Genomic DNA, 22,861 nt, shown 5'->3' with positions numbered 1-22,861 from the left:
GTGCAGACTGACCGTATGCGTATGGAGCTCGCCACCGCCGCCGGCATTCCCGGGCGCTCGAACGAGGACTGGGCCGCCACCGTCCTCCCCGCCTCCGGCCAGGGCGGGGGGCTGGTGCTGCTCGACGGGGTCACCCCGCCGCAGGGGGACGACGGTTGTGTGCACTCCGTCCCGTGGTTCACCGCACGGCTGGGCGGCGCCCTGGTCGAACTGTCGGGTTCGCGGCGGGATCTGACCCTGCGGGAGGTCCTGGCCGAGTCCATCCGGCGCACCGCGGACGCACACCGCCCCCTGTGTGACCTTTCTCACGTACGCACGCCACAGGCAACCGTCGTCATGGTGCGTTGGGACGACACCGCCGTCGAACACCTGGTCCTGTCCGATTCCGTACTGCTCCTCGAATCGCCCGACGGCACCGTGCGCGCCCTGCTCGACGACCGGCTCGACCGGCTGCCGGCCGAATCACTCGCCTCGGAGGCGATCGCGGACGCGCGGGTCCGGAACAAGGAGGGCGGCTTCTTCACCGCCGCCGCCGATCCGGCCGTGGCGCGGCGCGCGGTGACGGGGCGTACGCCCCGCGCCGAGGTGCGGGCCATGGCCGCGATGACGGACGGCGCGAGCCGCTGGACGGAGATGTTCGGCGAGGGCGACTGGACGGACTGCCTCGGGGTGCTGCGCAAGGAGGGGCCCCAGGGGCTGATCGACCGGGTCCGGGCCCTGGAGGACGCGGACACGGACCGGACGCGGCTGCGGCGCGCCAAGACCCACGACGACGCGACGGCGGTCTACGCGGAGCTGTGAGCGGGTGCGCGGCGAACCGCCCCGCCGGCCCGCCGCCTCAGTCCTCCGCGCGGGCGTTCAAGTGGTGCAGCAGCCGGGCCAGTTCCGCGACCTCGGCCCGGTCCCAGTCCGCGAGCTTGCGGACGTAGCGGTCCCGGCGGGCGTCACGGACGTGCCGGAATCGTTCGAGGCCCTCGTCGGTGAGGCGGACGAGGAAGGCCCGCCCGTCGGCCGGATCGGGCTCGCGCGCCACCAGTCCGAGACCTTCCAGGGCGCGCAGTTGACGGCTCATGGTGGCCTTGCCGACTCCGAAGTACGAGGCGAGGTCCGTCGCCCGCTGCCGGCCCGCCGACTCCAGGCGCACGAAGAGCCCGTAGGCGGCAGCCTCCAGCTCGGGGTGGACCTCGCGCGCCATCTCGCCGGAATTCGCCCGTGCACGGCGCAGGAACACCGCCAATTCCAGCTCCAGGGCCAGGAATTCGTGGTCCACACCACTTGTCCCGGCTGCGCCCGGTTCACTCCCTCTTTCGCTCCCGTGCACGTCAACACCCCTCATGAGCTTTCCTGCCGCTGAAAGTTTCCTTCACCGCTGGTCATCGCCGCAGCTCCGCCAGTATTTCGCAGGAGTAGACCAACGGCACCGCCCTGGCCCTCTTCCGCAGCACGGGTCTACGTGCGTAGCGTCATGCATGGCATGTTCACACCATGACGTGCCATCAGGGGTGCGCGCACCGGTCCCTGAGTCAGCAGATCCCCCCACTGAGGCCTCGGAGGCACGCAATGCCCGTGCACAGATCCGGCTCGAAGACCGCCCGCCGCTCACGCATCGCGGCCGCGGGAACTCTGCTCGCAGCACTCTCCCTCCTCATCACCCTGCCGGGCGCCGCGGGCGCCGCGGGCGCCGCGGGCAACCCGGCCACCGGGGACCCCACGAAGCCCGCCAGGGGCTCGGCCACCATGGGCATGGGCGTCGTCGCCCACGACGGCCGGGGCGGGCTGCCGGCCGGCACCCGTGCCGCGCAGACGGAGGGCGTGGACGTCAGCGGCCACCAGAACGCCGTGAACTGGGCCGCCCTCTGGAGCAGCGGCGTCAAGTGGGCGTACGTGAAGGCGACCGAGGGCACGTACTACACGAACGAGGACTTCGCCCAGCAGTACAACGGTTCGTACAACGTGGGCATGATCCGCGGCTCGTACCACTTCGCCACCCCGGACACCACGAGCGGCGCCGTCCAGGCCAACTACTTCGTCGACCACGGCGGCGGCTGGTCGAAGGACGGCAAGACCCTGCCGGGCGCGCTCGACATCGAGTGGAACCCGTACGGCGACCAGTGCTACGGCAAGACCCCGGCCGCGATGGTCTCCTGGATCCGCGACTTCGTGAACACCTACAAGGCGCGCACCGGACGCGACGCGGTCATCTACACCGCGACGAGCTGGTGGCAGACCTGCACGGGCAACAACGCGGGCTTCGGCACCACCAACCCGCTCTGGGTGGCCCGCTACAACTCCACGGTCGGCGCGCTCCCGGCCGGCTGGGGCTTCTACACGATGTGGCAGTACACCTCGACCGGCCCCACCGTGGGCGATCACAGCCACTTCAACGGCGCCCTCGACCGCGTACAGGCGCTGGCCAACGGCTGAGCCGCCCCGCCGGCGGCCGCCCGGCGCAGCCTCCCCACAGAAGAGCCCGGCGACGCACCCCGTCGCCGGGTTCTTCCCGTTTCAAGCCCCTGACCAGGCATTAAGCCTCCGGGGAAGGCAGGCACCCCCGCTATACATGGCATGTATACGCGGTGTGTATAGTCCCTCCGGGCGCACGCCGAGTGCGCCATTCAGCCAAGAGGGAGTGACCCGCCTTGCCCAGTAGGACGAAGTCGATCGGTACGGGGTTGGCCGTCACCCTTGTGACGGCCCTCACCCTCACGCTCAGCGGCTGCTCGATGGAGACCACCGCCCCCGGTTCCGCACGCGCCGACGCCGCCTCGGACTCCAAGGGGTCCTTCGGTCCGGTGGACTGCCGCAAGGCCAAGTGCATAGCCCTGACGTTCGACGCGGGCCCGGCCGAGGACACCCCCCACCTGCTGGACATCCTCAAGAAGGAGAAGGTCCACGCGACCTTCTTCCTGCTGGGCAAGAACCATGTGAAGAAGCACCCCGACACGGTCCGCCGGATCGAGGCCGAGGGTCACGAGGTGGCCAACCACACCTGGTCGCACGAGATCCTGACGGACAAGAAGCCCGCCCAGATACGCGCCGAGCTGGAGAAGACGCAGGACGCGATAGCGGCGATCACCGGCAAGAAGCCGAGGCTGATGCGCCCGCCGCAGGGCCGCACGGACGACACGGTCTCCAACATCAGCAAGGACCTGGGGCTCTCCCAGATCCTGTGGAGCGCCACCGCCAAGGACTACTCGACGACCGACTCCGCGCTGATCAAGAAGCGGATACTCGACCAGGCGAGCAAGGACGGCATCATCCTGCTGCACGACATCTACAAGGGCTCGGTGCCCGCGGTGCCGGGCATCATCGACGCGCTGAAGAAGCAGGGCTACACCTTCGTGACGGTCCCCCAGCTGATGGCGCCCGCCGAGCCGGTCCCGGGCACGATCTACCGTCCGTAGGCCTCTCGTACGCGGAACGGCCCGCCACCCCGCGAGGGGTGACGGGCCGTCCGTACCGGCCGCGCCCGTGGTGCCGCGCCCGTCACTGCGCGGCGCCTACGCGGCGGCCGGGATCCTGCGCTCCGCCGGGGCCGAGGCCGGGGCGAGGGCGATCTCCAGCACCTGGCGGACGTCGGTGACCGGGTGGACGTCCAGCGTGTCCAGCACCTCGGCGGGGACGTCGTCCAGATCGGCCTCGTTGCGCTGCGGGATCACCACGGTGGTGATGCCCGCGCGGTGGGCGGCCAGCAGCTTCTGCTTCAGCCCGCCGATCGGCAGCACCCGTCCGGTCAGCGACACCTCACCGGTCATCGCCACGTCCGTGCGGACGAGGCGTCCGGAGAGCAGCGAGGCCAGCGCGGTCGTCAGGGTGATGCCGGCGCTCGGGCCGTCCTTGGGGACCGCGCCCGCCGGGAAGTGGATGTGCACGCCCCGGTCCTTGAGGTCCGCGACCGGCAGCTCCAGCTCCGCCCCGTGCGAGCGCAGGAAGCTCAGCGCGATCTGCGCGGACTCCTTCATGACGTCACCGAGCTGGCCGGTGAGGGTCAGTCCGGAGGCACCGGTCTCCGGGTCGGCGAGCGAGGCCTCCACGAAGAGGACATCGCCCCCGGCACCGGTCACCGCGAGCCCGGTGGCCACGCCCGGCACCGCGGTGCGGCGCTCGGCCGGGTCCTGGGCGGACTCGGGGACGTGGTGCGGCCGGCCGATGAGGCCGCGCAGGTGCTCATCGGTCACCGTGAACGGCAGTTCCCGGTCACCGAGCTCGTGCTGGGCCGCCACCTTGCGCAGCAGCCGGGCCACGGAACGCTCCAGGTTCCGCACCCCTGCCTCGCGGGTGTACTCGCCGGCCAGCTTGCGCAGGGCGGACTCGTCGAGGGTGACCTCGTCCGGCTCCAGACCGGCCCGCTCCAGCTGGCGCGGGAGCAGGTGGTCGCGGGCGATGACGACCTTCTCGTCCTCGGTGTAGCCGTCGAGCCTGACCAGCTCCATCCGGTCGAGCAGGGCTTCCGGGATCGCTTCCAGGACGTTGGCGGTGGCCAGGAAGACGACGTCGCTGAGGTCGAGTTCGACCTCCAGGTAGTGGTCGCGGAAGGTGTGGTTCTGGGCCGGGTCGAGCACTTCGAGGAGGGCCGCGGCCGGGTCGCCCCGGTAGTCGGAGCCGACCTTGTCGATCTCGTCGAGCAGGACGACCGGGTTCATCGAACCGGCCTCCTTGATGGCCCGGACGATGCGTCCGGGCAGCGCGCCGACGTAGGTGCGCCGGTGGCCGCGGATCTCCGCCTCGTCCCGGACGCCGCCGAGCGCGACGCGGACGAACTCGCGGCCCATGGCGTGCGCCACGGATTCACCCAGCGAGGTTTTTCCGACCCCGGGAGGCCCGACCAGCGCCAGCACCGCACCGCCGCGCCGCCCGCCGACGACGCCAAGACCTCGGTCGGCGCGCCGCTTGCGCACCGCGAGGTACTCGGTGATGCGCTCCTTCACGTCCTGGAGCCCGGCGTGCTCGGCGTCCAGGATCTCCTGGGCGCCCTTGATGTCGTAGGCGTCCTCGGTCCGCTCGGTCCACGGCAGTTCGAGGACGGTGTCGAGCCAGGTCCTGATCCAGGAGCCCTCCGGGCTCTGGTCGGAGGAGCGCTCCAGCTTGTCGACCTCCTTGAGCGCGGCCTCACGGACGTGGTCGGGAAGGTCTGCGGCCTCGACGCGGGCCCGGTAGTCGTCGGACTCGTCGCCGGAGCCGGAGTCGCCGTTGAGTTCGGAGAGCTCCTTGCGGACGGCGTCGAGCTGGCGCCGCAGCAGGAACTCGCGCTGCTGCTTGTCGACGCCCTCCTGGACGTCCTTGGCGATGGACTCCGCGACGTCCTGCTCCGCGAGGTGTTCACCGAGCCACTGGATGGCGAGCTTCAGCCTGGCGACCGGGTCCGCGGTCTCCAGCAGCCGCACCTTCTGGGCGGTGGTGAGGAAGGGGGAGTATCCGGAGTTGTCCGCGAGCGCGGAGACGTCCTCGATCTGCTGGACCCGGTCCACGACCTGCCAGGCGCCGCGCTGCTTCAGCCAGCTGGTGGCGAGCGCCTTGTACTCCTTGGCGAGTTCGCTGACGGCTCCGGGGAGGGGGTCGGGGGCCGACGCGTCGACCCGGGTGCCCTCCACCCAGAGCGCGGAGCCCGGTCCGGTGGTTCCGGCGCCGATCCGTACCCGGCCGCGGCCCCGGATGAGCGCGCCGAGGTCTCCGTCGGAGAGCCGTCCGACCTGTTCGACGGTGCCGATGACACCGATGCCGGTGTAGGTGCCCTCGACGCGCGGGACGAGCAGCACCTCGGGCTTGCCGCCGCCCGCGCGGGCAACGGCCTGCGCGGACTCCACAGCGGCGCGTACGTCGGTGTCGGACAGGTCCAGAGGCACCACCATCCCGGGCAGCACGACCTCGTCGTCGAGCGGCAGCACAGGCAGGGTGAGCGGTGTGACCGCATTGGACTCAGTAGCCATGATCTCCCCTTCGGCAGTCAAGTTGAGCTATGCAGACTCAATGCTTATGAGCTGCTCAATGTTCCCCGGTCTGTGTTCGCTGTGAGCGATCAGCAACACGATCAGGTGACGACTGCCTGCGCCCGCCTCTCGTGCAACACACGGAAGCGCCCGCGAAATCCCGTGGAAGGCGCGGGCCGTGCCCGACAGGATGGCGCCATGAACGATGCCGCTCACCCCTCGCATGCCCTGCTGGTCGTCGACGTCCAGAAGGCCGGGGTGACGGGCGACCGTGCGGTGCCCGGCGCGGCCGGACTCCTGGAGCGGGTGGCCGAGCTGATCGCACGCGCCCGGAGCGGCGGCGCGCTGGTCGTGCACCTCCAGAACGACGGCGCGCCCGGCTCGGACGACGAGCCACACACCCCGGGCTGGGCGCTGCACCTGCCCGTCGAGGCCGGTCCCGGGGAGGTGGTGATCCGCAAGACCAAGGACGACGGCTTCGCGGGCACCCGGCTGGGAGAGCTGCTGAGCGGCGCCGGGGCCCGGTCGCTCGCGGTGTGCGGGGTGATGTCGGAGATGTGCGTCCAGGCCACCGCCCGTACCGCCCTGGCCCCAGGGCGTGTCTTCAAACTGCCGTCTGCCGGGCGACGCCATGCACGCACTCTCGCCGTGCCGGCCCCAGACCCCGGTACGTCCAGTACAGGGGCCTGGGGCCGGCACGCCGAGAGCACGCACCTGACGCCGCCCGGCCGCCCTTCGGGCAACGACGGCAGTTTGAAGACACGCCCTGGACTACCGGGTCGTCCTGCCGTACGACGCCCACGCGACGCAGGACGTCCCGGCCGCCCCCGGCATCAGCGCCGCCGTCCCGGCCGCCGTGGTGTCCCGGGTCGCGGCGTGGGCGATCAGCGGCGATGCCGAGGTCACCGTGCCGGCTGCGGACGTGACGTTCGCCGCCCCGCCCTCGCGTCCGCGCTGAGCCCGAAAAGCGTTCGGCGCGGCCCCGGCGACAGGGCAGAGTGCGCGTATGAACGAAGACAGAGGGCTGGAACCGGACGGCACGATCGCCCGCGAGGGCTCGCTGAGCCGGGTGCCGGAGCGGTTCGCGCCGGTCGTGGCGGCCGCCCGGTCCCGGATCTCCGGGGTCTTCGGCCCCGACCGGCTGGACAGCGCCTACCTCTACGGCAGCATTCCGCGCGGCACGGCCGTTCCCGGCGTCTCCGACCTGGATCTGCAACTGGTCCTGCACGCCGAGCCCACCGAGACGGACCGGGCCGACGCCGACGCCGTCGAGGCCGGACTCGACGCGTCGTTCGAGCAGATCGACGGCGTCGGCATCCTGCTGTCCGGCAGGGACACCGTGCTCAGCGAACTCGAACGCCATGACACGGGCTTCTTCCTCGCCTGCCTGTGCACCCCGCTGCTCGGCGACGACCTCGCCGGGCGGCTGCCGCGCTACCGTCCGAGCTCACTGCTCGCCCGGGAGACCAACGGCGACCTGTGCCTGCTGCTGCCGCGCTGGCACGAGCGGGCGGCCGGGGCGACGACGGACTCCGAACGCCGCGCCATGAGCCGCCGCGTCGCCCGCCGCATCGTGCGGACGGGCTTCACCCTGGTGATGCCCAGGTGGGGCGGCTGGACCAGCGATCTGACCGAGTGCGCCGAGCTCTTCGCCCGTTACTACCCCCACCAGCCCGAGCGGGCCGAGCAGATGCGGCTGGCCGCCCGCACGGGCCGCGCCCCGACCGCGGACCCGGCCGTCCTGTCGATGCTCGTCGACGACCTCGCCCCGTGGCTGGCGGCCGAGCACATCGCGGTGCACGGCGAGAAGGCCCCGCGCCCCTGAACACCTCCACGGTCCGGGGCACCCCACTGGCCCAGGAAGCGCCGCTCGGGCCAGGATGGGCCCGACACCGACCGGCGGTGACCGCACCCGCCGACCAACCCACCGGAGACCCGCGCCATGCACCACACCCACGGCCCCGACGCCCTCGCCCCCGTCACCCTCGACCGCCGCGAGGGACCGTACGGGGAGGTCGTCCTGCGCAGGCGGGGCGACGACTTCGAGATCATCGCCAACGGGTGCTTCCTGATGGACACCTCGGACGGGCGCTCCGAGCGGCTGCTGATCGACGCCGCCCTCGCCGCGCTGCCCGCGGACCGGCCGGCCCCGGCGGTGCTCATCGGCGGCCTCGGCGTCGGGTTCTCGCTCGCGCGGGCCGCCGCGGAACCGCGCTGGGGCCGGATCGCGGTGGTGGAGCGGGAACAGGCCATCGTGGACTGGCACCTGGGCGGGCCGCTGGCCGGGATCTCGGGAGCGGCGCTGGCCGATCCGCGGGCCGCGATCCTGACGGCGGATCTCGTCGCCCATCTCCGTACCACTACGGAACGTTACGACGCGCTGTGTCTGGACATCGACAACGGACCGGACTGGACGGTCACGGAGGACAACGGGAACCTCTACTCCCCCGCCGGGCTGGCCGACTGCCTCCGGTGCCTCACGCCCGGCGGGGTGCTCGCGGTGTGGTCCGCGCAACCGTCCGCCGCGTTCGAGGAAGCCCTGCGCGATGCCGGATTCCATGGGGTTCGGACCGAAGAGGTCGGCGTTGCCCGAGGTGTGCCCGACGTGGTCCATCTCGCACTTCGCGCCGAGTGAGATTCCCCCGCCGGGTATCCGGGCCCCTGGGACGCCCGGGGGCCAAGCGCCACAAGAGCGACACTCCACCTCCTTCGCGCGGGCCGCGCACCCCCACGCCCTTGCACCCTGCGTAGCCGGGAACGGCCCGCTGCCTTTACGCTGCTGACCGATAACGGGATCTCCCGCGAAATTCACAAGCGATAACCGTGCGTCCGGGGGAATGGCCCCCGCGAGAACGGGCAGGGGCGGGGCGATGGAACAGACACACACCACCCACAACGGTGTCGCGGCCACCCCTGGCGCGCAGCGCCGGGTGCTGGTGGTCGAGGACGACGCGACGATCGTCGATGCCATTTCCGCCCGGCTGCGGGCCGAGGGCTTCCTGGTGCAGACCGCGCTCGACGGCCCCGCGGCCGTGGACGCGGCCGAGGCCTGGCAGCCGGATCTGATGGTGCTCGACATCATGCTGCCCGGCTTCGACGGGCTGGAGGTCTGCCGCCGGGTGCAGGCCCAGCGCCCGGTGCCGGTCCTGATGCTGACCGCAAGGGACGACGAGACCGACATGCTCGTCGGACTCGGGGTCGGCGCCGACGACTACATGACCAAGCCGTTCTCCATGCGTGAGCTGGCGGCCCGGGTGCACGTCCTGCTGCGCCGCGTCGAGCGGGCCGCGCTGGCCGCCGTGACGCCGCGCAGCGGCATACTGCGCCTCGGCGAGCTGGAGATCGACCACGCGCAGCGCCGGGTGCGGGTGCGGGCGGACGACGTCCACCTGACGCCGACCGAGTTCGACCTGCTGGTCTGCCTGGCCAACACGCCGCGCGCGGTGCTGTCCCGGGAGCAACTGCTGGCCGAGGTCTGGGACTGGGCGGACGCCTCCGGCACCAGGACTGTCGACAGCCACATCAAGGCGCTGCGCCGGAAGATCGGCGCGGAGCGCATCCGTACCGTGCACGGTGTCGGTTACGCCCTGGAGACCCCGGCGCCATGACCGCGCCCGGACCGGGGCTGCGGCCGTTCTCGATCAAGGCCAAGCTGGGCACCCTCGTGGTGGTCTCGGTCTTCATCACGACCGGGCTGCTGATGGTGGCCCTGCGCACCCGCACCGAGCTGCGGTTCATCACGGTGTTCTCGGTCATCGCGACCCTGCTGATCACCCAGTTCGTGGCGCACGGACTGACCGCGCCGCTGGACGAGATGCGGGCCGTGGCCCGGTCGATCTCGCACGGCGACTACACCAGACGGGTGAGCGGCGCCGACCGGCGTGACGAGCTGGGCGATCTGGCCCAGACGATCAACCTGATGGCGGACGATCTGGCGGCCGTGGACCGGCACCGCAAGGAGCTGGTGGCGAATGTCTCACACGAGCTGCGGACCCCCATCGCGGCGCTGAGAGCGGTGCTGGAGAACGTCGTGGACGGGGTGTCCTCGCCCGATCCGGAGACCATGCGCACCGCCCTCAAGCAGACCGAGCGGCTCGGCAGGCTGGTGGAGACGCTGCTGGACCTGTCCCGGCTGGACAACGGCGTCGTCACGCTGAAGGCCCGCCGGTTCGAGGTGTGGCCGTATCTGTCGGGGGTGCTGAAGGAGGCGAACCTGGCCACCGGCCACCGCCGGCTGTCCTCCGGCTCCGGGAACTCCACCCGTAAGGACGTCCATCTCCATCTGGACGTGTCGCCGCCCGAGCTGACCGCGCACGCGGACGCGGAGCGGCTGCACCAGGTGGTGGCGAACCTGATCGACAACGCGGTGAAGCACAGCCCGCCGCACGGCCGGGTGACGGTGCGCGCCCGGCGCGGCAGTCAGCCCGAGTCCCTGCATCTGGAGGTCCTGGACGAGGGCCCCGGCATTCCGGAGTCCGAGCGGCACCGGGTCTTCGAGCGTTTCAACCGGGGCGACGTGACGTCCCCGCACGGTCCGGGCAGCGATGGCGGCACCGGGCTCGGCCTGGCGATCGCCCGCTGGGCGGTGGATCTGCACGGCGGACGGATCGGTGTGGCCGAATCAGCTCGCGGATGCCGCATCCGCGTCACTCTTCCGGGGATCCATCAACCGCGAGGTTGACATAGGGTTCGAACCGGAAGGGCACGTTCTGCGTGTTCTGTTCAAGGGGTACGGTCCAAGGGGCCGTAACTGCGGTCTCGCGTACCCGGAGCAATGCGGAACCAAGCTTGTTTCCCGCCATTTCCTGCGCCGAAACCCGACTTTCGATGTGACTTGCACGACGAAGACCGGCCCGGTCCGCATGGAACGGTCCGGGAGGCGTAGCCTTGATTTCCGCTGTCCACCACCTTGTGAAGCGGAAGAGGGCGGTTGCCGCCGTGTCGTCTCAGTCCCCCAGTAACTCGAGCATCTCGACCGACCAAGCCAGCCCGGGTTCGAACCCGGCTGCTGCTTTCGGCCCCAATGAGTGGCTCGTCGACGAGATCTACCAGCAGTACCTCCAGGATCCCAATTCGGTCGATCGCGCCTGGTGGGACTTCTTCGCCGACTACAAGCCGGGTACGTCCGGCACGGCGGACAAGCCCGTTCCCGGCGCCGCAGCCGCGGGGGCTGCGGTGCCCACGGCTCCGCCCGTGACCGCGCCGACCGCCACCAACCACACCGCCCCTGCCGCGCCCGCGCAGCCCGCGGCCCAGGCCCCGGCCCCGGCCGCGCCTGCCGCCCCGGCGCCCGCGCCCGCCCCTGTCGCCCCAGCGGCTCCGGCCGCTCCGGCGAAGGCGGCACCGGCTCCCGCGAAGGCCGCCCCGGCTCCGGCCGCCAAGGCCGCCGCGGAACCGGCCACCGAGGCCCCCGCCGGGCCCGAGTACGTAACGCTGCGCGGCCCGTCCGCCGCGGTCGCGAAGAACATGAACGCCTCGCTGGAGCTGCCGACGGCCACGTCCGTCCGCGCCGTCCCGGTGAAGCTGCTCTTCGACAACCGCATTGTCATCAACAACCACCTCAAGCGCGCCCGGGGCGGGAAGATCTCCTTCACGCACCTCATCGGGTACGCGATGGTGCAGGCCCTCAAGGCCATGCCGGCGATGAACCACTCCTTCGCGGTGAAGGACGGCAAGCCGACCCTGGTCAAGCCGGAGCACGTCAACCTCGGCCTCGCCATCGACCTGGTGAAGCCGAACGGCGACCGCCAGCTGGTCGTCGCGGCCATCAAGAAGGCCGAGACGCTCAACTTCTTCGAGTTCTGGCAGGCCTACGAGGACATCGTCCGCCGGGCCCGCAACGGCAAGCTCGGCATGGACGACTTCTCCGGAGTCACCGCCTCGCTGACCAACCCCGGCGGCATCGGCACCGTTCACTCGGTGCCCCGCCTGATGCCCGGACAGGGCCTCATCATGGGTGTCGGCGCGATGGACTACCCGGCGGAGTTCCAGGGCACCTCGCAGGACACCCTGAACAAGCTGGGCATCTCGAAGGTCATGACCCTGACCTCGACGTACGACCACCGGGTCATCCAGGGCGCCGCCTCCGGCGAGTTCCTGCGGATCCTCTCCCAGCTGCTCCTCGGCGAGAACGACTTCTACGACGAGATCTTCAAGGCGCTGCGCATCCCCTACGAGCCGGTCCGCTGGCTCAAGGACATCGACGCCTCGCACGACGACGACGTCACCAAGGCCGCACGGGTCTTCGAGCTGATCCACTCCTACCGGGTCCGCGGCCACGTCATGGCCGACACCGACCCGCTGGAGTACCGCCAGCGCAAGCACCCCGACCTGGACATCACCGAGCACGGCCTCACCCTGTGGGACCTGGAGCGGGACTTCGCCGTCGGCGGCTTCGCCGGGCAGACCCTGATGAAGCTCCGCGACATCCTCGGTGTGCTGCGTGAGTCGTACTGCCGCACCACCGGCATCGAATTCATGCACATCCAGGACCCGAAGGAGCGCAAGTGGCTCCAGGACCGGGTGGAGCGTCCGCGCCCCGCTCCGGAGCGCGAGGAGCAGCTGCGGATCCTGCGCCGGCTCAACGCCGCGGAGGCGTTCGAGACGTTCCTGCAGACCAAGTACGTCGGCCAGAAGCGGTTCTCGCTGGAGGGCGGCGAGTCCGTCATCCCGCTGCTCGACGCGGTCATCGACTCCGCAGCGGAGGCGCGCCTGGACGAGGTCGTCATCGGCATGGCCCACCGCGGCCGGCTGAACGTCCTGGCGAACATCGTCGGCAAGTCGTACGCGCAGATCTTCCGCGAGTTCGAGGGCAACCTCGACCCCCGGTCCATGCACGGCTCCGGCGACGTGAAGTACCACCTGGGCGCCGAGGGCACCTTCACCGGTCTGGACGGCGAGCAGATCAAGGTCTCGCTGGCCGCCAACCCCTCGCACCTGGAGGCGGTCGACCCGGTCCTGGAGGGCATCGCCCGCGCCAAGCAGGACATCATCAACAAGGGCGGCACGGACTTCACCGTCCTGCCCGTCGCGCTCCACGGCGACGCGGCCTTCGCGGGCCAGGGCGTCGTCGCCGAGACGCTGAACATGTCGCAGCTGCGCGGCTACCGCACCGGCGGCACCGTGCACGTGGTGATCAACAACCAGGTCGGCTTCACCGCCGCCCCGGAGTCCTCGCGCTCCTCGATGTACGCGACGGACGTCGCGCGCATGATCGAGGCGCCGATCATCCACGTCAACGGCGACGACCCGGAGGCCGTGGTCCGCGTCGCGCGGCTCGCCTTCGAGTACCGGCAGACGTTCAACAAGGACGTCGTCATCGACCTCATCTGCTACCGCCGCCGCGGTCACAACGAGGGCGACAACCCGGAGTTCACCAACCCGCAGATGTACACCCTGATCGACAAGAAGCGCTCGGTGCGCAAGCTCTACACCGAGTCCCTCATCGGTCGCGGCGACATCACGCTGGAGGAGGCCGAGCAGGCGCTCCAGGACTTCCAGGGCCAGCTGGAGAAGGTCTTCGCGGAGGTCCGCGAGGCCACCTCCGCACCGTCCCAGCCTCATGTCCCGGACGTCCAGGCCGAGTTCCCGGTGGCCGTGACCACCGCGGTGTCCTCGGAGGTCGTGAAGCTGATCGCCGAGTCGCAGGTCAACATCCCCGACTCGGTCACGGTCCACCCGCGCCTGATGCCGCAGATGCAGCGCCGTGCCGCCTCCGTGGACAACGGCACCATCGACTGGGGCATGGGCGAGACGCTCGCCATCGGCTCGCTGCTGATGGAGGGCACCCCGGTCCGGCTCGCCGGCCAGGACACCCGCCGCGGCACCTTCGGCCAGCGGCACGCGGTGCTCGTCGACCAGAAGACCGGCGAGGACTACACCCCGCTGCTCTACCTCTCCGAGGACCAGGCCCGTTACAACGTCTACGACTCGCTGCTCAGCGAGTACGCGGCGATGGGCTTCGAGTACGGCTACTCGCTGGCCCGCCCGGAGTCGCTGGTCATCTGGGAGGCCCAGTTCGGTGACTTCGTCAACGGCGCGCAGACCGTCGTGGACGAGTTCATCTCCTCGGCCGAGCAGAAGTGGGGCCAGACCTCCGGCGTCACGCTGCTGCTGCCGCACGGCTACGAAGGCCAGGGCCCGGACCACTCGTCCGCCCGCCCGGAGCGCTTCCTCCAGATGTGCGCGCAGGACAACATGACGGTCGCCATGCCGACGCTGCCGTCGAACTACTTCCACCTCCTGCGGTGGCAGGTGCACAACCCGCACCACAAGCCGCTGATCGTCTTCACCCCGAAGTCGATGCTCCGGCTCAAGGCGGCCGCGTCGAAGGCGGAGGAGTTCACCACCGGCGGCTTCCGTCCGGTGATCGGTGACGATTCGGTCGACCCGAACGCGGTCCGCAAGGTCGTCTTCTGCGCCGGCAAGGTCTACTACGACCTTGAGGCCGAGCGCGAGAAGCGCGGCGTGACGGACACCGCGATCATCCGCCTGGAACGCCTGTACCCGCTGCCGGGTGCCGAGCTCCAGGCCGAGATCGCCAAGTACCCGAACGCCGAGAAGTACCTGTGGACGCAGGAGGAGCCGGCCAACCAGGGCGCGTGGCCGTTCATCGCCCTGAACCTCATCGACCACCTGGACCTGGCCGTCGGCGCCGACGTCCCGCACGGTGAGCGCCTGCGCCGCATCTCGCGGCCGCGCGGCTCCTCGCCCGCGGTCGGCTCGGCCAAGCGCCACCAGGCCGAGCAGACCCAGCTGCTCGACGAGGTCTTCGAGGCCTGACCGGCACATCACGAACCGGGGGCCCGGCCCCGCGCATCACGCGCGGGCCGGGCCCCCGGCGTTGCCACGGGTCCTCAGATGATGAGCGGCTCGAACGGCCAGAAGGCCAGGGACCCGGCCCGCACCGGATCGTCCGCCTCCCGGCAGGCGAGGCTGAGCGGATGGCCGGGGCCCAGCGCCTCGGTGGCCCGTCGGCCGATCGACCCGCCCAGCGCGTGGGCCTCCTCGGTCCGGCCCGTCCGCATCCGGAGGACCGTCGCGTTCAGCGCGCACCCGATCGCCCAGGGGTGCCCGGCCCCGACCGCCTCCGCCATCAGGGTCCGGGCCCGTTCGGTCTCGTAGCGGGCGGCGTCCTGATCGTCCAGGGCCCAGCGCATCAGCCCGAGGTTGCCCTCGACGCCGATCGTGTACGGGTGCCGGTCGCCCAGCATCCGCCGGTAGCCGTCCACCACCTGTTCGTGCAGCCGCAGCGCCCGGCCGGGGTCACCCGCCTCCCGATCCGCGCCGGCCGCCGCCGTGCTGATCAGCAGCGTGAGCGGGTCGTGCTCGCCCAGCAGGCGCAGCGAGCTGTCCCTGGTCGCGGCGAGCGCCGGAAGGGCGGAGGCGGCGCCCTCCAGGGCGTACTGGCAGAGCGCCAGGTGGTACTGGGCGCGCAGTGTCTGCGGGTTGTTGCCGCCCATCCAGCGCAGATGGCGTCCGGCCGTCTGCCGCAGGGCAGTCTCCGCCTCCCGGTGCCGGCCGAGCAGCCGCAGGTCCATGGCGAGGTTGATCTCCGAGTACAGGGTGGCGGGTGCCCGCTCCGGCAGTACGGCACGCCGCCGCTCCAGGGTGAACTCGTCCGCCTCCAGAGCCTGTCGGTACCGGCCGAGCAGCCGCAGCGACACGGCGACGTTGTTCTCCGCGTTGAGGGTCCGGGGGTCGTCGTGGCCCAGCAGCCGCCGGTAGCGGTCCCGGATCGAGACGGACAGGTCCAGCGCCTCCCGGTAGCGGCCCAGGCCCCGCAGGTCTGCGGCGAGCCCGCCGGCGGCGCGCAGATGGTCCGGGTCCAGTTCACCGCGCTCGGCCGCCAGGAACTCGGCGGTGGTGCGCTCCACCGCCTCGCTGCGGGTGTAGTCGCCCAGGGCGCGCAGCAGGTTGGCGTAGTGGTGGCGCAGGTCCCGGATCCGGGGATGGGCCGGGCCGAGCAGTGCCTGCCAGGATTCCATCGCGGGGGCGGCGAACCGGACGCCGCTGCCGTACTCGCCCGAAAGGTACATGAAGCGAAGGCAGTTGAGCACCAGCCGCTGTACCGGTGGCTCCTCGCTCTCCAGCACCTCGGCCCATTTGAGGTGGGGGGTGAGCGCGGCGTAGGCCGGCCAGTTGCGGATGTCGGCGGGGTCGCCGGGGTCGGCTGCGGCGAGGGCCCGCCGGGCCGCTTCCCGGTAGACCTGGCGGTCGCTCCCAGCGATGCCGCCCCGGACGAACTGGTGGACCATGCGGTGGATCTGGATCGCCTCGCCGTCCGCCGCGGCGAGCGGATCCGGGTCGGCCTCCAGTCGTACGGCGGAGCGGTCCACCAGATGGCGCACCGCACGCGCACGCCGGGCGTCGTCCGTCAGCGGGCCCGGCAGGGCGGCGCCGTCCAGCAGCCGTACCGGGATGGAGCCGGGCGCGAAGAAGGCGCAGAGCCGCAGCAGTTCGTAGGACTCGGGGGCGCTCTCGCTGAGCTCCGTCAGCTGGACCGACCAGCCGGTGTGGAAGGCGAGCGGGTAGTCGGCCGAGACCTTGACGACGTCATTCTCCCGGGGGTGCTCAAGGAGTTCGAGGTACTCCTCGACCGGAAGCGTCAGGTGGGTGAGCCAGCCGGCGGTCTGGTCGAGCAGCAGCGGCAGGTCCTCCAGCGCCTCGGCCAGCCGGTCCGCCTCTGCGCGGTTCAGCCGGGAGGCGCGGCGCCGGATGAAGGCGACCGACTCCTCGCGCCGGTAGACGGGCACCTCGACCGGCGCGTCCCGGCCCACCTGCGCGGTGTTGCGGGAGGTGATGAGTACGTGTCCGGTGCCGGCCGGTACCAGATCCCGGATCTGGTCCGGTTCGTCGGCGCCGTCCAGCACGACCAGCCACCGCTCGTACGGTTCGCCGCGCCGCAGCGACTCGTGCACGGCGCGCAGCCGCTCCCCGTACTCCGGGCCGGTGGACAGGCCGAGTTCGGGGGCGAGTTCGGCGAGCCTCTGGCGGGTCGCGGCACGCCGGTCGGCGGGCACCCACCACACCACGTCGTACTCGAAGCCGAACCGGTGGACGTACTCGGCGGCCAGCTGCGTCTTACCCACCCCCGGCATCCCGCACAGGGTGACGGTGGCCCCGGCCGCTCCCGAGTGAAAGGCCTCGCCGATCCCGGCGAGCAGCTCCTCGCGGCCGGTGAAGCGGGTGTTGCGGCGCGGCACCCCGCCCCACACCGCGGGTGTGTGCGCCGGGTGGTGGGGGCCGGGCCTGGCGGCGACGTCCTCGGGCAGCGGGCCGGTGGGCAGCCCGAGGCGTTCGAGCAGCCGGCGCTCGGCGTCGTCCGCGCCGACTCCGTACAGCTCCAGCGGGTCCAGCAGGGAGATCGCGCCGCGCAGCGGGGCGGTGTGGGTGAACCAGATCGCCGCGAACCGCTCGCGTTCCGGGCCGACGACCTCGCGCAGGGCCAGGTCCCACTCCTCGCGGCCGTGGTCGGTGAGCCGGACGTACCGGGGGCTGAGCAGGAGCAGGACCCGGCCGCCGGTACGGGCCAGCGCCCGCAGGGTGTCCGCCGGGGATTCGCCCGCCAGGGGGTCCCGGTGCTGCCGGTGGACCGTCACCCCGCGCCGCTCCAGCCGGTCGGCGGTCCATGCCGCCCAGGCCCGGTCGGAGTCGGCGTAGCTGAGGGTGATGGTGGTGCCGGCTGCGGAGGGGGCGGGCGTAGACGGAGCGGGCGGGGCGAACGGTTCCGGCCGGGGGCGCCGGGCGGTCGTCGCCGGGCAGCCGTCCCGGTCGGGTGGTACGGCGCCCACGGTCTCGTCGACGTCCTCCGAGTCGGGCGGACGCACCGCGTACAGCCCGGCCTGCACCCCGTCCGGTTCCGCTGACTCCCTTATGAGGCAGGGAAGTTCGGCCCGGCGGACCGGGGCGCCCCACTGGTTGGAGATGGTCAGCCGCAGTACGCCGGGGCCGGTCGCGGCGCCCGCGGTGACGAGGAATCTGGCCGGGCCGTACGTACCGCCGAAGCGGTGCAGTACGAGTCCCGGGTCGTCGAGCACCTCGCAGACGAAGTGCGGGGCGCCGTCCAGGGAGACGCTGAAGGCGAGCTCCTCCTCCTCGTACGGCCACGCCTCGCTGTCCTCCTCGTTGCGGGCGTTCAGCGGGCCGCGCAGGTCGACGCCGACGCACTGGACCACACCGGGTCCGACCTCGCTCAGCCAGCCCACTACGGGCTCGATCAGAAGCGGCCGCTCGTCACCTTTCACCCGGGCCCCCTCCCGTGCGCGGGGGCCGGCCGGTGAGGTGCAGGGTGCTGAGCGGGTGCCCGTAGTACTGGAACATCAGGCTGTAGAGCAGCCGCAGGGCGTTGCGCTGCCCCCGCTCGTCGAACGTGCCGTCGTCCCTGACCATCAGCGGCACCCCGCCCTCCGCGAGAAACCTCTCGTGCGCCCCGGACCGGAAGGCCCGCAGGGCCCGTGCCACCGGCCGGTCCGGGTCCTCGGTCACCGTCTCGACGAGCCGGCGGATCAGCTCGCGGGCCTCCGCGTCACCGACCTTGCCCGCGGTGACGATGCAGCCGCCGGCCCCGTTGCCGAGGAAGACCTCCGTGAAGCCCCGCAGGTACTGTCTGCCGTCCCCGTCGTGGTCCAGGAAGCGGCCGGAGTGGCAGGCGTTGAGGCAGACCAGCGAACCGTCCCGGCCGAGCAGGCGCATGCCGTGGTCGTGGTACTCCGCCCAGGTCACATCGGCCAGGGTGAGTTTGCTGAGCTCCTGGTCGAAGGTTCCGTGGCAGCCCATGTAGACCAGGCCGGTGGGGTCCGCGGTGTGTTCGTCCAGGCTCCGCAGGAAGGACACGATGCCGGAGTGCGGCCGGTGCTCGTAGCCGTGGAAGACCTCCCGGTCGGAGCGCATGTCCGGGTGGAAGTAGCCGAGCACCGCGCCGGCCGGGGCCGCGACACCGGTCGGGAAGTCGTCGCCGCCACGGACCGCGTCGAACCAGCGCGCCAGATCGACGAGCGTCCCGAGCATTCCGCCCGGCAGCCCCGCCTCGGGCGCCGGGGGCAGGGTGAGCGCCTCCCAGGGCAGGTCGAAGCCGGTCTGGTCGAGTATCACGAGCTGCAGGCTGTCGCCGTGCACCTGTCGGCACCGGTTGATCCAGCCGGTCAGCGGGGTCTGGTTCTGCGACCAGCGGCGGATGGAGCGGAGCAGTTCGGACGGCGGCTCGCCGCCGGGCCTGGCGTTGCCGAGACTGATCGCGGCCGGGCGCCGCTGGCCGTCGCCCGAGGTGTACGGGAGCGGCGGAACCCCGTGGCACCAGGCCTCGAAGCCGTACGCCTCCGGCAGCCCCGGCGAGGAGTGCTGGCGCCGCACCCGGAGCCGGGCGTATCCCGTGCCGGGTGACTGTCCGGCGTCGACGGCGACCGCGCCGAGCCCCTGCGGTGTGCCGGTCCGTGCGCCGGCCGGCACGGCAGTCCGCGGGACGGGCAGCGCCTGTCCGGCCAGCCGGCCGAGCCGCCGGATCACGTTGCGGGGGTCATCGCGCACGGCCGGCCCCCTCCTCTTCCTCTTCGGCCCGCGCCGCGATCACGTGGGCGCCGAGCGCGTCCGCGAGTTCGGCGGGCAGTGCGGTGTACGGCCGCCGTCCGGGGTCGATCACCACGCTGTGCAGCCGCCCTCGGCCCAGGGCGCCGATCCGTTCCGCTGCCCGCACCGCGTCGGTGGTGCCGGTGCGCCCGGCCGGTCCGCTCCCCCGGCGTCCGGTACGGCTCGCGGTCAGCGGCACATTGCCCCGGCCGTCGGTCACGACCACGAGCATGGCCTCGACGAGTCCGGTGCGATGGTGCCGGAAGGCCCGGCGCAGGGCGCTGCCGGCCTGGTCGAGTCCGTGGGCGAGCGGGGTGGCGCGGCCGCCCTGCCGTGCGAGTGCGGCGGCGATCCTCGGGTCCCTGGTGGACCGGGCGGAGAAGGAACCGGCCCGCAGTTCGTTCGCCGCCCTACGGGCGCCGACCTCCACGACGTGGACGGCGGCCCGGGTGACGTAGGCCCACTGGAGGAACGGTTCGAGCGCCGGGTTCCAGTCCCAGTCCCCCCGGCAGGTGTGGTCGAGTACGAGGGTGAGGAGCCGGACGGGCTCCGGCGCCCGGACATAGCCGCGCAGATCCTGCGGGACGATCACGAGCGGGCCCCGGCTGCCGCGTAGCGCCCGGTACTTCGCGGCCTCCATCGCGGTGCGGACCGGGGCGAGGTCCCACAGGTCACGGGCGCGCCGCACCCCGACGACGGCACCGCGCGAAGCGCGGCCGCCCGCTGCCCGCCGGGCGGGAATCCGCAGCGTCGCCCCGTCAGGGCCCGGCCCCGCACCGTCCTCCGGGTACGGGGAGAAGTCGCCGGGCACCTCGCCCCCGGCGGGCGCCGGGCCGAGCGGGACGGCGGTCTCCGGCTCCCGGACGAACGGGCCTGTTTCGGGGGCCGGTTCGGGTCCGGTGCGGTGGTCCGGAGCCGGCCGGTACGGGCCGGTCCGGGGAGTGGGCGGCGGCTCCTCCGCGGGGACGGACTCCGGCGGTGCCACCGGCGGCCGGTGGGCCGTCCGCAGCCGGATCAGCCGGGCGGCCCGGCCGACGTGGGCGGGGGTGACGTGGACGGGGGTGTCGGGGGCCGGGGCGTCGGGGGTGTCGGTGGCCGGGGCGTCGGGGGTGTCGGTGGCCGGGGCGTCGGTGGCCGGGGCCAGGGTGGCCGGGGCGCCCTCGGCGGAGGGTTCGGGCCGCTCGCGCTCCTCGGCGTCGTCCAGCCGGGCCAGGGCGCGGGCGATGCGGCCCAGGGCGAGCGCTCTGCGGTGGCCGAGGCCCTCCCGGTCGTCCAGGTGCTCCAGCACCGACGCGGCGAACCCGTCGCTGAGCGTGGTGGGGCGGCGCGGGGTGCGCGGGCTCAGCGCGGCGGCCCAGGCGGCGGGGAGCGGGCCGAGCGGCTCGTGGCCCGGCAGGGGGCCCAGGCCGGGGACGCCGAGCCGGACGGGGAAGCGGTCCAGGAGGTGCGGCGAGATGTGCGCGGCGTCCTCGGCCCGGCAGAACGCCAGCCACCGGGCGCGGGGCGTCCACCGGCGCCGGATGCCGGAGTGTTCGAGGGTCGCGGTATCCGCGCCGAGCAACTGGACGGCGGCCCGCATCCCCGGGACGCTCAGCCGGGCCAGGTCGGGCACGAGGACGAGCGGCGGGCTGTCCGCCGTCTCGGCCAGCGGTCCGGGCCCGAGGGTGAAACCGATGCCCTCCGCGCCCCGTCGCACCAGGGGCCGCAGCCACAGGTCCTCTTCGGCGGTCGCCGCGTCGAGCGTCGTGCGGGGCACGGCCCCCGGCGAGCGGCCGGCGGCCGCGCCGAGCACCTCGGCGAACACCCCGGCCACGGCGGGAACATGCTCGGGCGGCAGGTCGAAGAGCAGCACTCCGGTCAGGGCCGGCTCCAGCGCGGAACAGACGAGCGCGGTCAGCAGCCGGTGGGCGGCGTCGTCCCGCTCCCGCGGTTCCTGGGCGTGCGGCGGCCGGGCGGACACGCGGCTCAGCCGAACAGGCCGTCGAGGGCGCCGTACTCGTCCGGCCCCCAGTCGAACTCCGCTCCGTGCGCGGATTCGGGCCTGCGGTGGCGCAGCGCGAGCGGCAGCACCCGGCGCACGTGCCGGGGCTCCACCCGCCGCTCGTCCTCCCTGGCCGCCAGCGCGCGGGCCGCCTTGGCCACCAGGAGGTCACCGCGTTGCCCGACGGCCCCTGACCGGGCGGCCGCCTCGGCGCAGAGCCGGCTGATGTCCTCCTCCAGCCGGACGCCGGTGAGCCGGTCGCGGGCGGCCAGCAGCCGTCTCCGCAGCTGCCCGTTCTCCGCGTGCGCGGCCCGCAGCCAGGCCGAGCCGTCGACTGCCAGCTCCTCCTCGAAGGTGAGCACGGTGGTGATCATCCGGTGCCGCTGCTCGATGTCGAGCTCGGCGGCGGTGACCATCAGCCCGAAGCGGTCCAGCAGTTGGGCGCGCAGGCTGCCCTCCTCCGGGTTCATGGTGCCGACGAGCCCGAAGGAGACATGGGTCTCGGTGTCGATGCCCTCGCGCTGGACGGACAGCACTCCCGTGGAGACCACGTCCAGGATGATGTTGACGATGTGGTCGTCCAGGAGGTTGACCTCGTCGACGTACAACAGCCCTTTGACATGGGCCTCTTCGAGCAGACCGGCCTGTCTTCTCGCCTCGCCGCGCATCAGCGCGTCCAGCTCCCAGCCGCCGAGCACCCGGTCGTCGGTCGCGTTGATCGGCAGGGTGACGGGCAGCCGGCCGCCGGTCATCAGCGCGAAGGCGCGTACGACGGTGGACTTGGCCGTGCCGCGCTGTCCCGCGATCAGGACGCCGCCGATGCCCGGGGCGATGAAGTTCAGCTCCAGCGCGAGCTTCAGTTCGTCCTGCCCGACGACGCGGCTGTACGGGAGGATCGGGACCGCGCGGTCCGGCTCGCTCATGAAGGCGTCACCGTGGCCGTGGCGCGCTCCTCGCGTCCCGGCTGCCAGCGGAAGGTGAGCTGGATCTGTGCCTGCCCACCGGCCTTCACCACGGCGGCCATCCCGGCCTCGAAGGTGATACCGACCTGGAGTTCGATCTCGTCGGGCCGCAGCCCCTGCCCCAGGTCACCGAGTCTGCGCATGGCCTGGGAGGCGCACCGGCGGGCGAGGTCCAGGCCGTCCCCGTACAGATCGCCGGCGGCCCCCAGGGCGCGCCGGGCCGCGTCGGACGCGGCCCGGGTCTCCTCGCTGTCGTACAGGGAGTCCACGTCAGTGGCGGGCGCCCCGGTCGAGATGTACGCCTCGGCGTCCACCACGACCGGTATCGGACCGTCCTCCCCCGGTGCCACAGAACCCACAACGACAGCCATACGCGCCCCCCATGGATCACTAACCAGCTTGTCCCGCAAGGTTACTGACGCTCGCTC

At 72.3% G+C, this 22,861-nt stretch carries 15 protein-coding genes and 2 pseudogenes; 10 read left to right on the top strand and 7 right to left on the bottom strand.

What is annotated here, in order from left to right; translation table 11 throughout:
- Positions 1-15: 15 nt before the first annotated feature.
- Complete coding sequence (locus ACZ601_RS29210) at positions 16-801, top strand: hypothetical protein (protein WP_469543491.1); 786 nt, start codon at positions 16-18, stop codon at positions 799-801.
- A gap of 37 nt (positions 802-838) precedes the next feature.
- On the opposite strand, the gene ACZ601_RS29205 is transcribed toward ACZ601_RS29210, so the two are convergent.
- A complete protein-coding gene (locus tag ACZ601_RS29205; protein ID WP_440575197.1) occupies positions 839-1,336 on the bottom strand; it encodes a MarR family winged helix-turn-helix transcriptional regulator in 498 nt (165 codons plus the stop codon).
- A gap of 224 nt (positions 1,337-1,560) precedes the next feature.
- Here ACZ601_RS29205 and ACZ601_RS29200 point away from each other — a divergent pair, with 224 nt between their 5' ends.
- Complete coding sequence (locus ACZ601_RS29200; RefSeq protein WP_469543489.1) at positions 1,561-2,424, top strand: lysozyme; 864 nt, start codon at positions 1,561-1,563, stop codon at positions 2,422-2,424.
- A 299-nt stretch (positions 2,425-2,723) separates the two neighbouring features.
- Complete coding sequence (locus ACZ601_RS29195; RefSeq protein WP_440575205.1) at positions 2,724-3,404, top strand: polysaccharide deacetylase family protein; 681 nt, start codon at positions 2,724-2,726, stop codon at positions 3,402-3,404.
- A gap of 96 nt (positions 3,405-3,500) precedes the next feature.
- On the opposite strand, the gene lon is transcribed toward ACZ601_RS29195, so the two are convergent.
- Positions 3,501-5,927: an endopeptidase La gene (gene lon / locus ACZ601_RS29190; protein WP_469543487.1), complete on the bottom strand. Its 2,427-nt coding sequence runs from the start codon at positions 5,925-5,927 to the stop codon at positions 3,501-3,503.
- 198 nt (positions 5,928-6,125) lie between these two features.
- On the opposite strand from lon, the pseudogene ACZ601_RS29185 reads away from it, so the two are divergent.
- The 7 genes and pseudogenes from ACZ601_RS29185 to ACZ601_RS29155 form a co-directional block, all read left to right on the top strand.
- Positions 6,126-6,515 (top strand): annotated as a pseudogene (locus ACZ601_RS29185) (isochorismatase family protein); the annotation flags it as partial.
- Positions 6,516-6,693: 178 nt separating this feature from the next.
- Positions 6,694-6,885 (top strand): annotated as a pseudogene (locus ACZ601_RS29180) (cysteine hydrolase); the annotation flags it as partial.
- A 48-nt stretch (positions 6,886-6,933) separates the two neighbouring features.
- The gene (locus tag ACZ601_RS29175) at positions 6,934-7,752 is read left to right on the top strand and encodes a nucleotidyltransferase (protein ID WP_469543485.1); all 819 of its coding nucleotides are present in this window, start codon (positions 6,934-6,936) and stop codon (positions 7,750-7,752) included.
- A gap of 117 nt (positions 7,753-7,869) precedes the next feature.
- Complete coding sequence (locus ACZ601_RS29170) at positions 7,870-8,562, top strand: spermidine synthase family protein (RefSeq protein WP_469543483.1); 693 nt, start codon at positions 7,870-7,872, stop codon at positions 8,560-8,562.
- Positions 8,563-8,797: 235 nt separating this feature from the next.
- Positions 8,798-9,535, top strand: a complete 738-nt coding sequence (locus ACZ601_RS29165) for a response regulator transcription factor (RefSeq protein ID WP_014154105.1) — start codon at positions 8,798-8,800, stop codon at positions 9,533-9,535.
- A complete protein-coding gene (locus tag ACZ601_RS29160; RefSeq protein WP_311303251.1) occupies positions 9,532-10,608 on the top strand; it encodes a HAMP domain-containing sensor histidine kinase in 1,077 nt (358 codons plus the stop codon). The genes ACZ601_RS29165 and ACZ601_RS29160 overlap by 4 nt, the downstream gene beginning before the upstream one ends.
- Before the next feature lie 257 nt (positions 10,609-10,865).
- Positions 10,866-14,708, top strand: coding sequence for a multifunctional oxoglutarate decarboxylase/oxoglutarate dehydrogenase thiamine pyrophosphate-binding subunit/dihydrolipoyllysine-residue succinyltransferase subunit (locus ACZ601_RS29155; protein ID WP_440575203.1), 3,843 nt, complete (start codon positions 10,866-10,868; stop codon positions 14,706-14,708).
- A gap of 74 nt (positions 14,709-14,782) precedes the next feature.
- Here the strand turns inward: ACZ601_RS29155 and fxsT are convergent, their stop codons facing one another.
- The 5 genes from fxsT to ACZ601_RS29130 are packed head-to-tail and all read right to left on the bottom strand — an operon-like array spanning position 14,783 to position 22,804.
- Complete coding sequence (gene fxsT / locus ACZ601_RS29150) at positions 14,783-18,172, bottom strand: FxSxx-COOH system tetratricopeptide repeat protein (RefSeq protein WP_469543478.1); 3,390 nt, start codon at positions 18,170-18,172, stop codon at positions 14,783-14,785.
- Positions 18,162-19,451 (bottom strand): CHAT domain-containing protein, encoded by a 1,290-nt coding sequence (locus tag ACZ601_RS29145; RefSeq protein ID WP_469543475.1) that lies wholly within the window; start codon positions 19,449-19,451, stop codon positions 18,162-18,164. The genes fxsT and ACZ601_RS29145 overlap by 11 nt, the downstream gene beginning before the upstream one ends.
- A complete protein-coding gene (locus tag ACZ601_RS29140; RefSeq protein WP_469543472.1) occupies positions 19,441-21,450 on the bottom strand; it encodes a hypothetical protein in 2,010 nt (669 codons plus the stop codon). The genes ACZ601_RS29145 and ACZ601_RS29140 overlap by 11 nt, the downstream gene beginning before the upstream one ends.
- 5 nt (positions 21,451-21,455) lie before the next feature.
- Positions 21,456-22,394, bottom strand: coding sequence for an AAA family ATPase (locus ACZ601_RS29135; protein ID WP_469543469.1), 939 nt, complete (start codon positions 22,392-22,394; stop codon positions 21,456-21,458).
- Positions 22,391-22,804, bottom strand: coding sequence for a CU044_2847 family protein (locus ACZ601_RS29130; protein WP_469543467.1), 414 nt, complete (start codon positions 22,802-22,804; stop codon positions 22,391-22,393). The genes ACZ601_RS29135 and ACZ601_RS29130 overlap by 4 nt, the downstream gene beginning before the upstream one ends.
- Between the last annotated feature and the right edge of the window lie 57 nt (positions 22,805-22,861).

The organism is Streptomyces sp. NPDC104307 (assembly GCF_055584045.1).
The sequence above is the reverse complement of the archived record's forward strand: the minus strand, read 5'-3'. Positions and strand labels throughout refer to the sequence as shown.

Excerpts from the sequence above, each read along its gene's own strand:
- ACZ601_RS29210 (WP_469543491.1), top strand. The coding sequence starts at position 16 with ATGCGTATGGAGCTCGCCACCGCCGCCGGCATTCCCGGGCGCTCGAAC.
- ACZ601_RS29205 (WP_440575197.1), bottom strand. The coding sequence starts at position 1,336 with ATGAGGGGTGTTGACGTGCACGGGAGCGAAAGAGGGAGTGAACCGGGC.
- ACZ601_RS29200 (WP_469543489.1), top strand. The coding sequence starts at position 1,561 with ATGCCCGTGCACAGATCCGGCTCGAAGACCGCCCGCCGCTCACGCATC.
- ACZ601_RS29195 (WP_440575205.1), top strand. The coding sequence starts at position 2,724 with ATGGAGACCACCGCCCCCGGTTCCGCACGCGCCGACGCCGCCTCGGAC.
- lon (WP_469543487.1), bottom strand. The coding sequence starts at position 5,927 with ATGGCTACTGAGTCCAATGCGGTCACACCGCTCACCCTGCCTGTGCTG.
- ACZ601_RS29175 (WP_469543485.1), top strand. The coding sequence starts at position 6,934 with ATGAACGAAGACAGAGGGCTGGAACCGGACGGCACGATCGCCCGCGAG.
- ACZ601_RS29170 (WP_469543483.1), top strand. The coding sequence starts at position 7,870 with ATGCACCACACCCACGGCCCCGACGCCCTCGCCCCCGTCACCCTCGAC.
- ACZ601_RS29165 (WP_014154105.1), top strand. The coding sequence starts at position 8,798 with ATGGAACAGACACACACCACCCACAACGGTGTCGCGGCCACCCCTGGC.
- ACZ601_RS29160 (WP_311303251.1), top strand. The coding sequence starts at position 9,532 with ATGACCGCGCCCGGACCGGGGCTGCGGCCGTTCTCGATCAAGGCCAAG.
- ACZ601_RS29135 (WP_469543469.1), bottom strand. The coding sequence starts at position 22,394 with ATGAGCGAGCCGGACCGCGCGGTCCCGATCCTCCCGTACAGCCGCGTC.
- ACZ601_RS29130 (WP_469543467.1), bottom strand. The coding sequence starts at position 22,804 with ATGGCTGTCGTTGTGGGTTCTGTGGCACCGGGGGAGGACGGTCCGATA.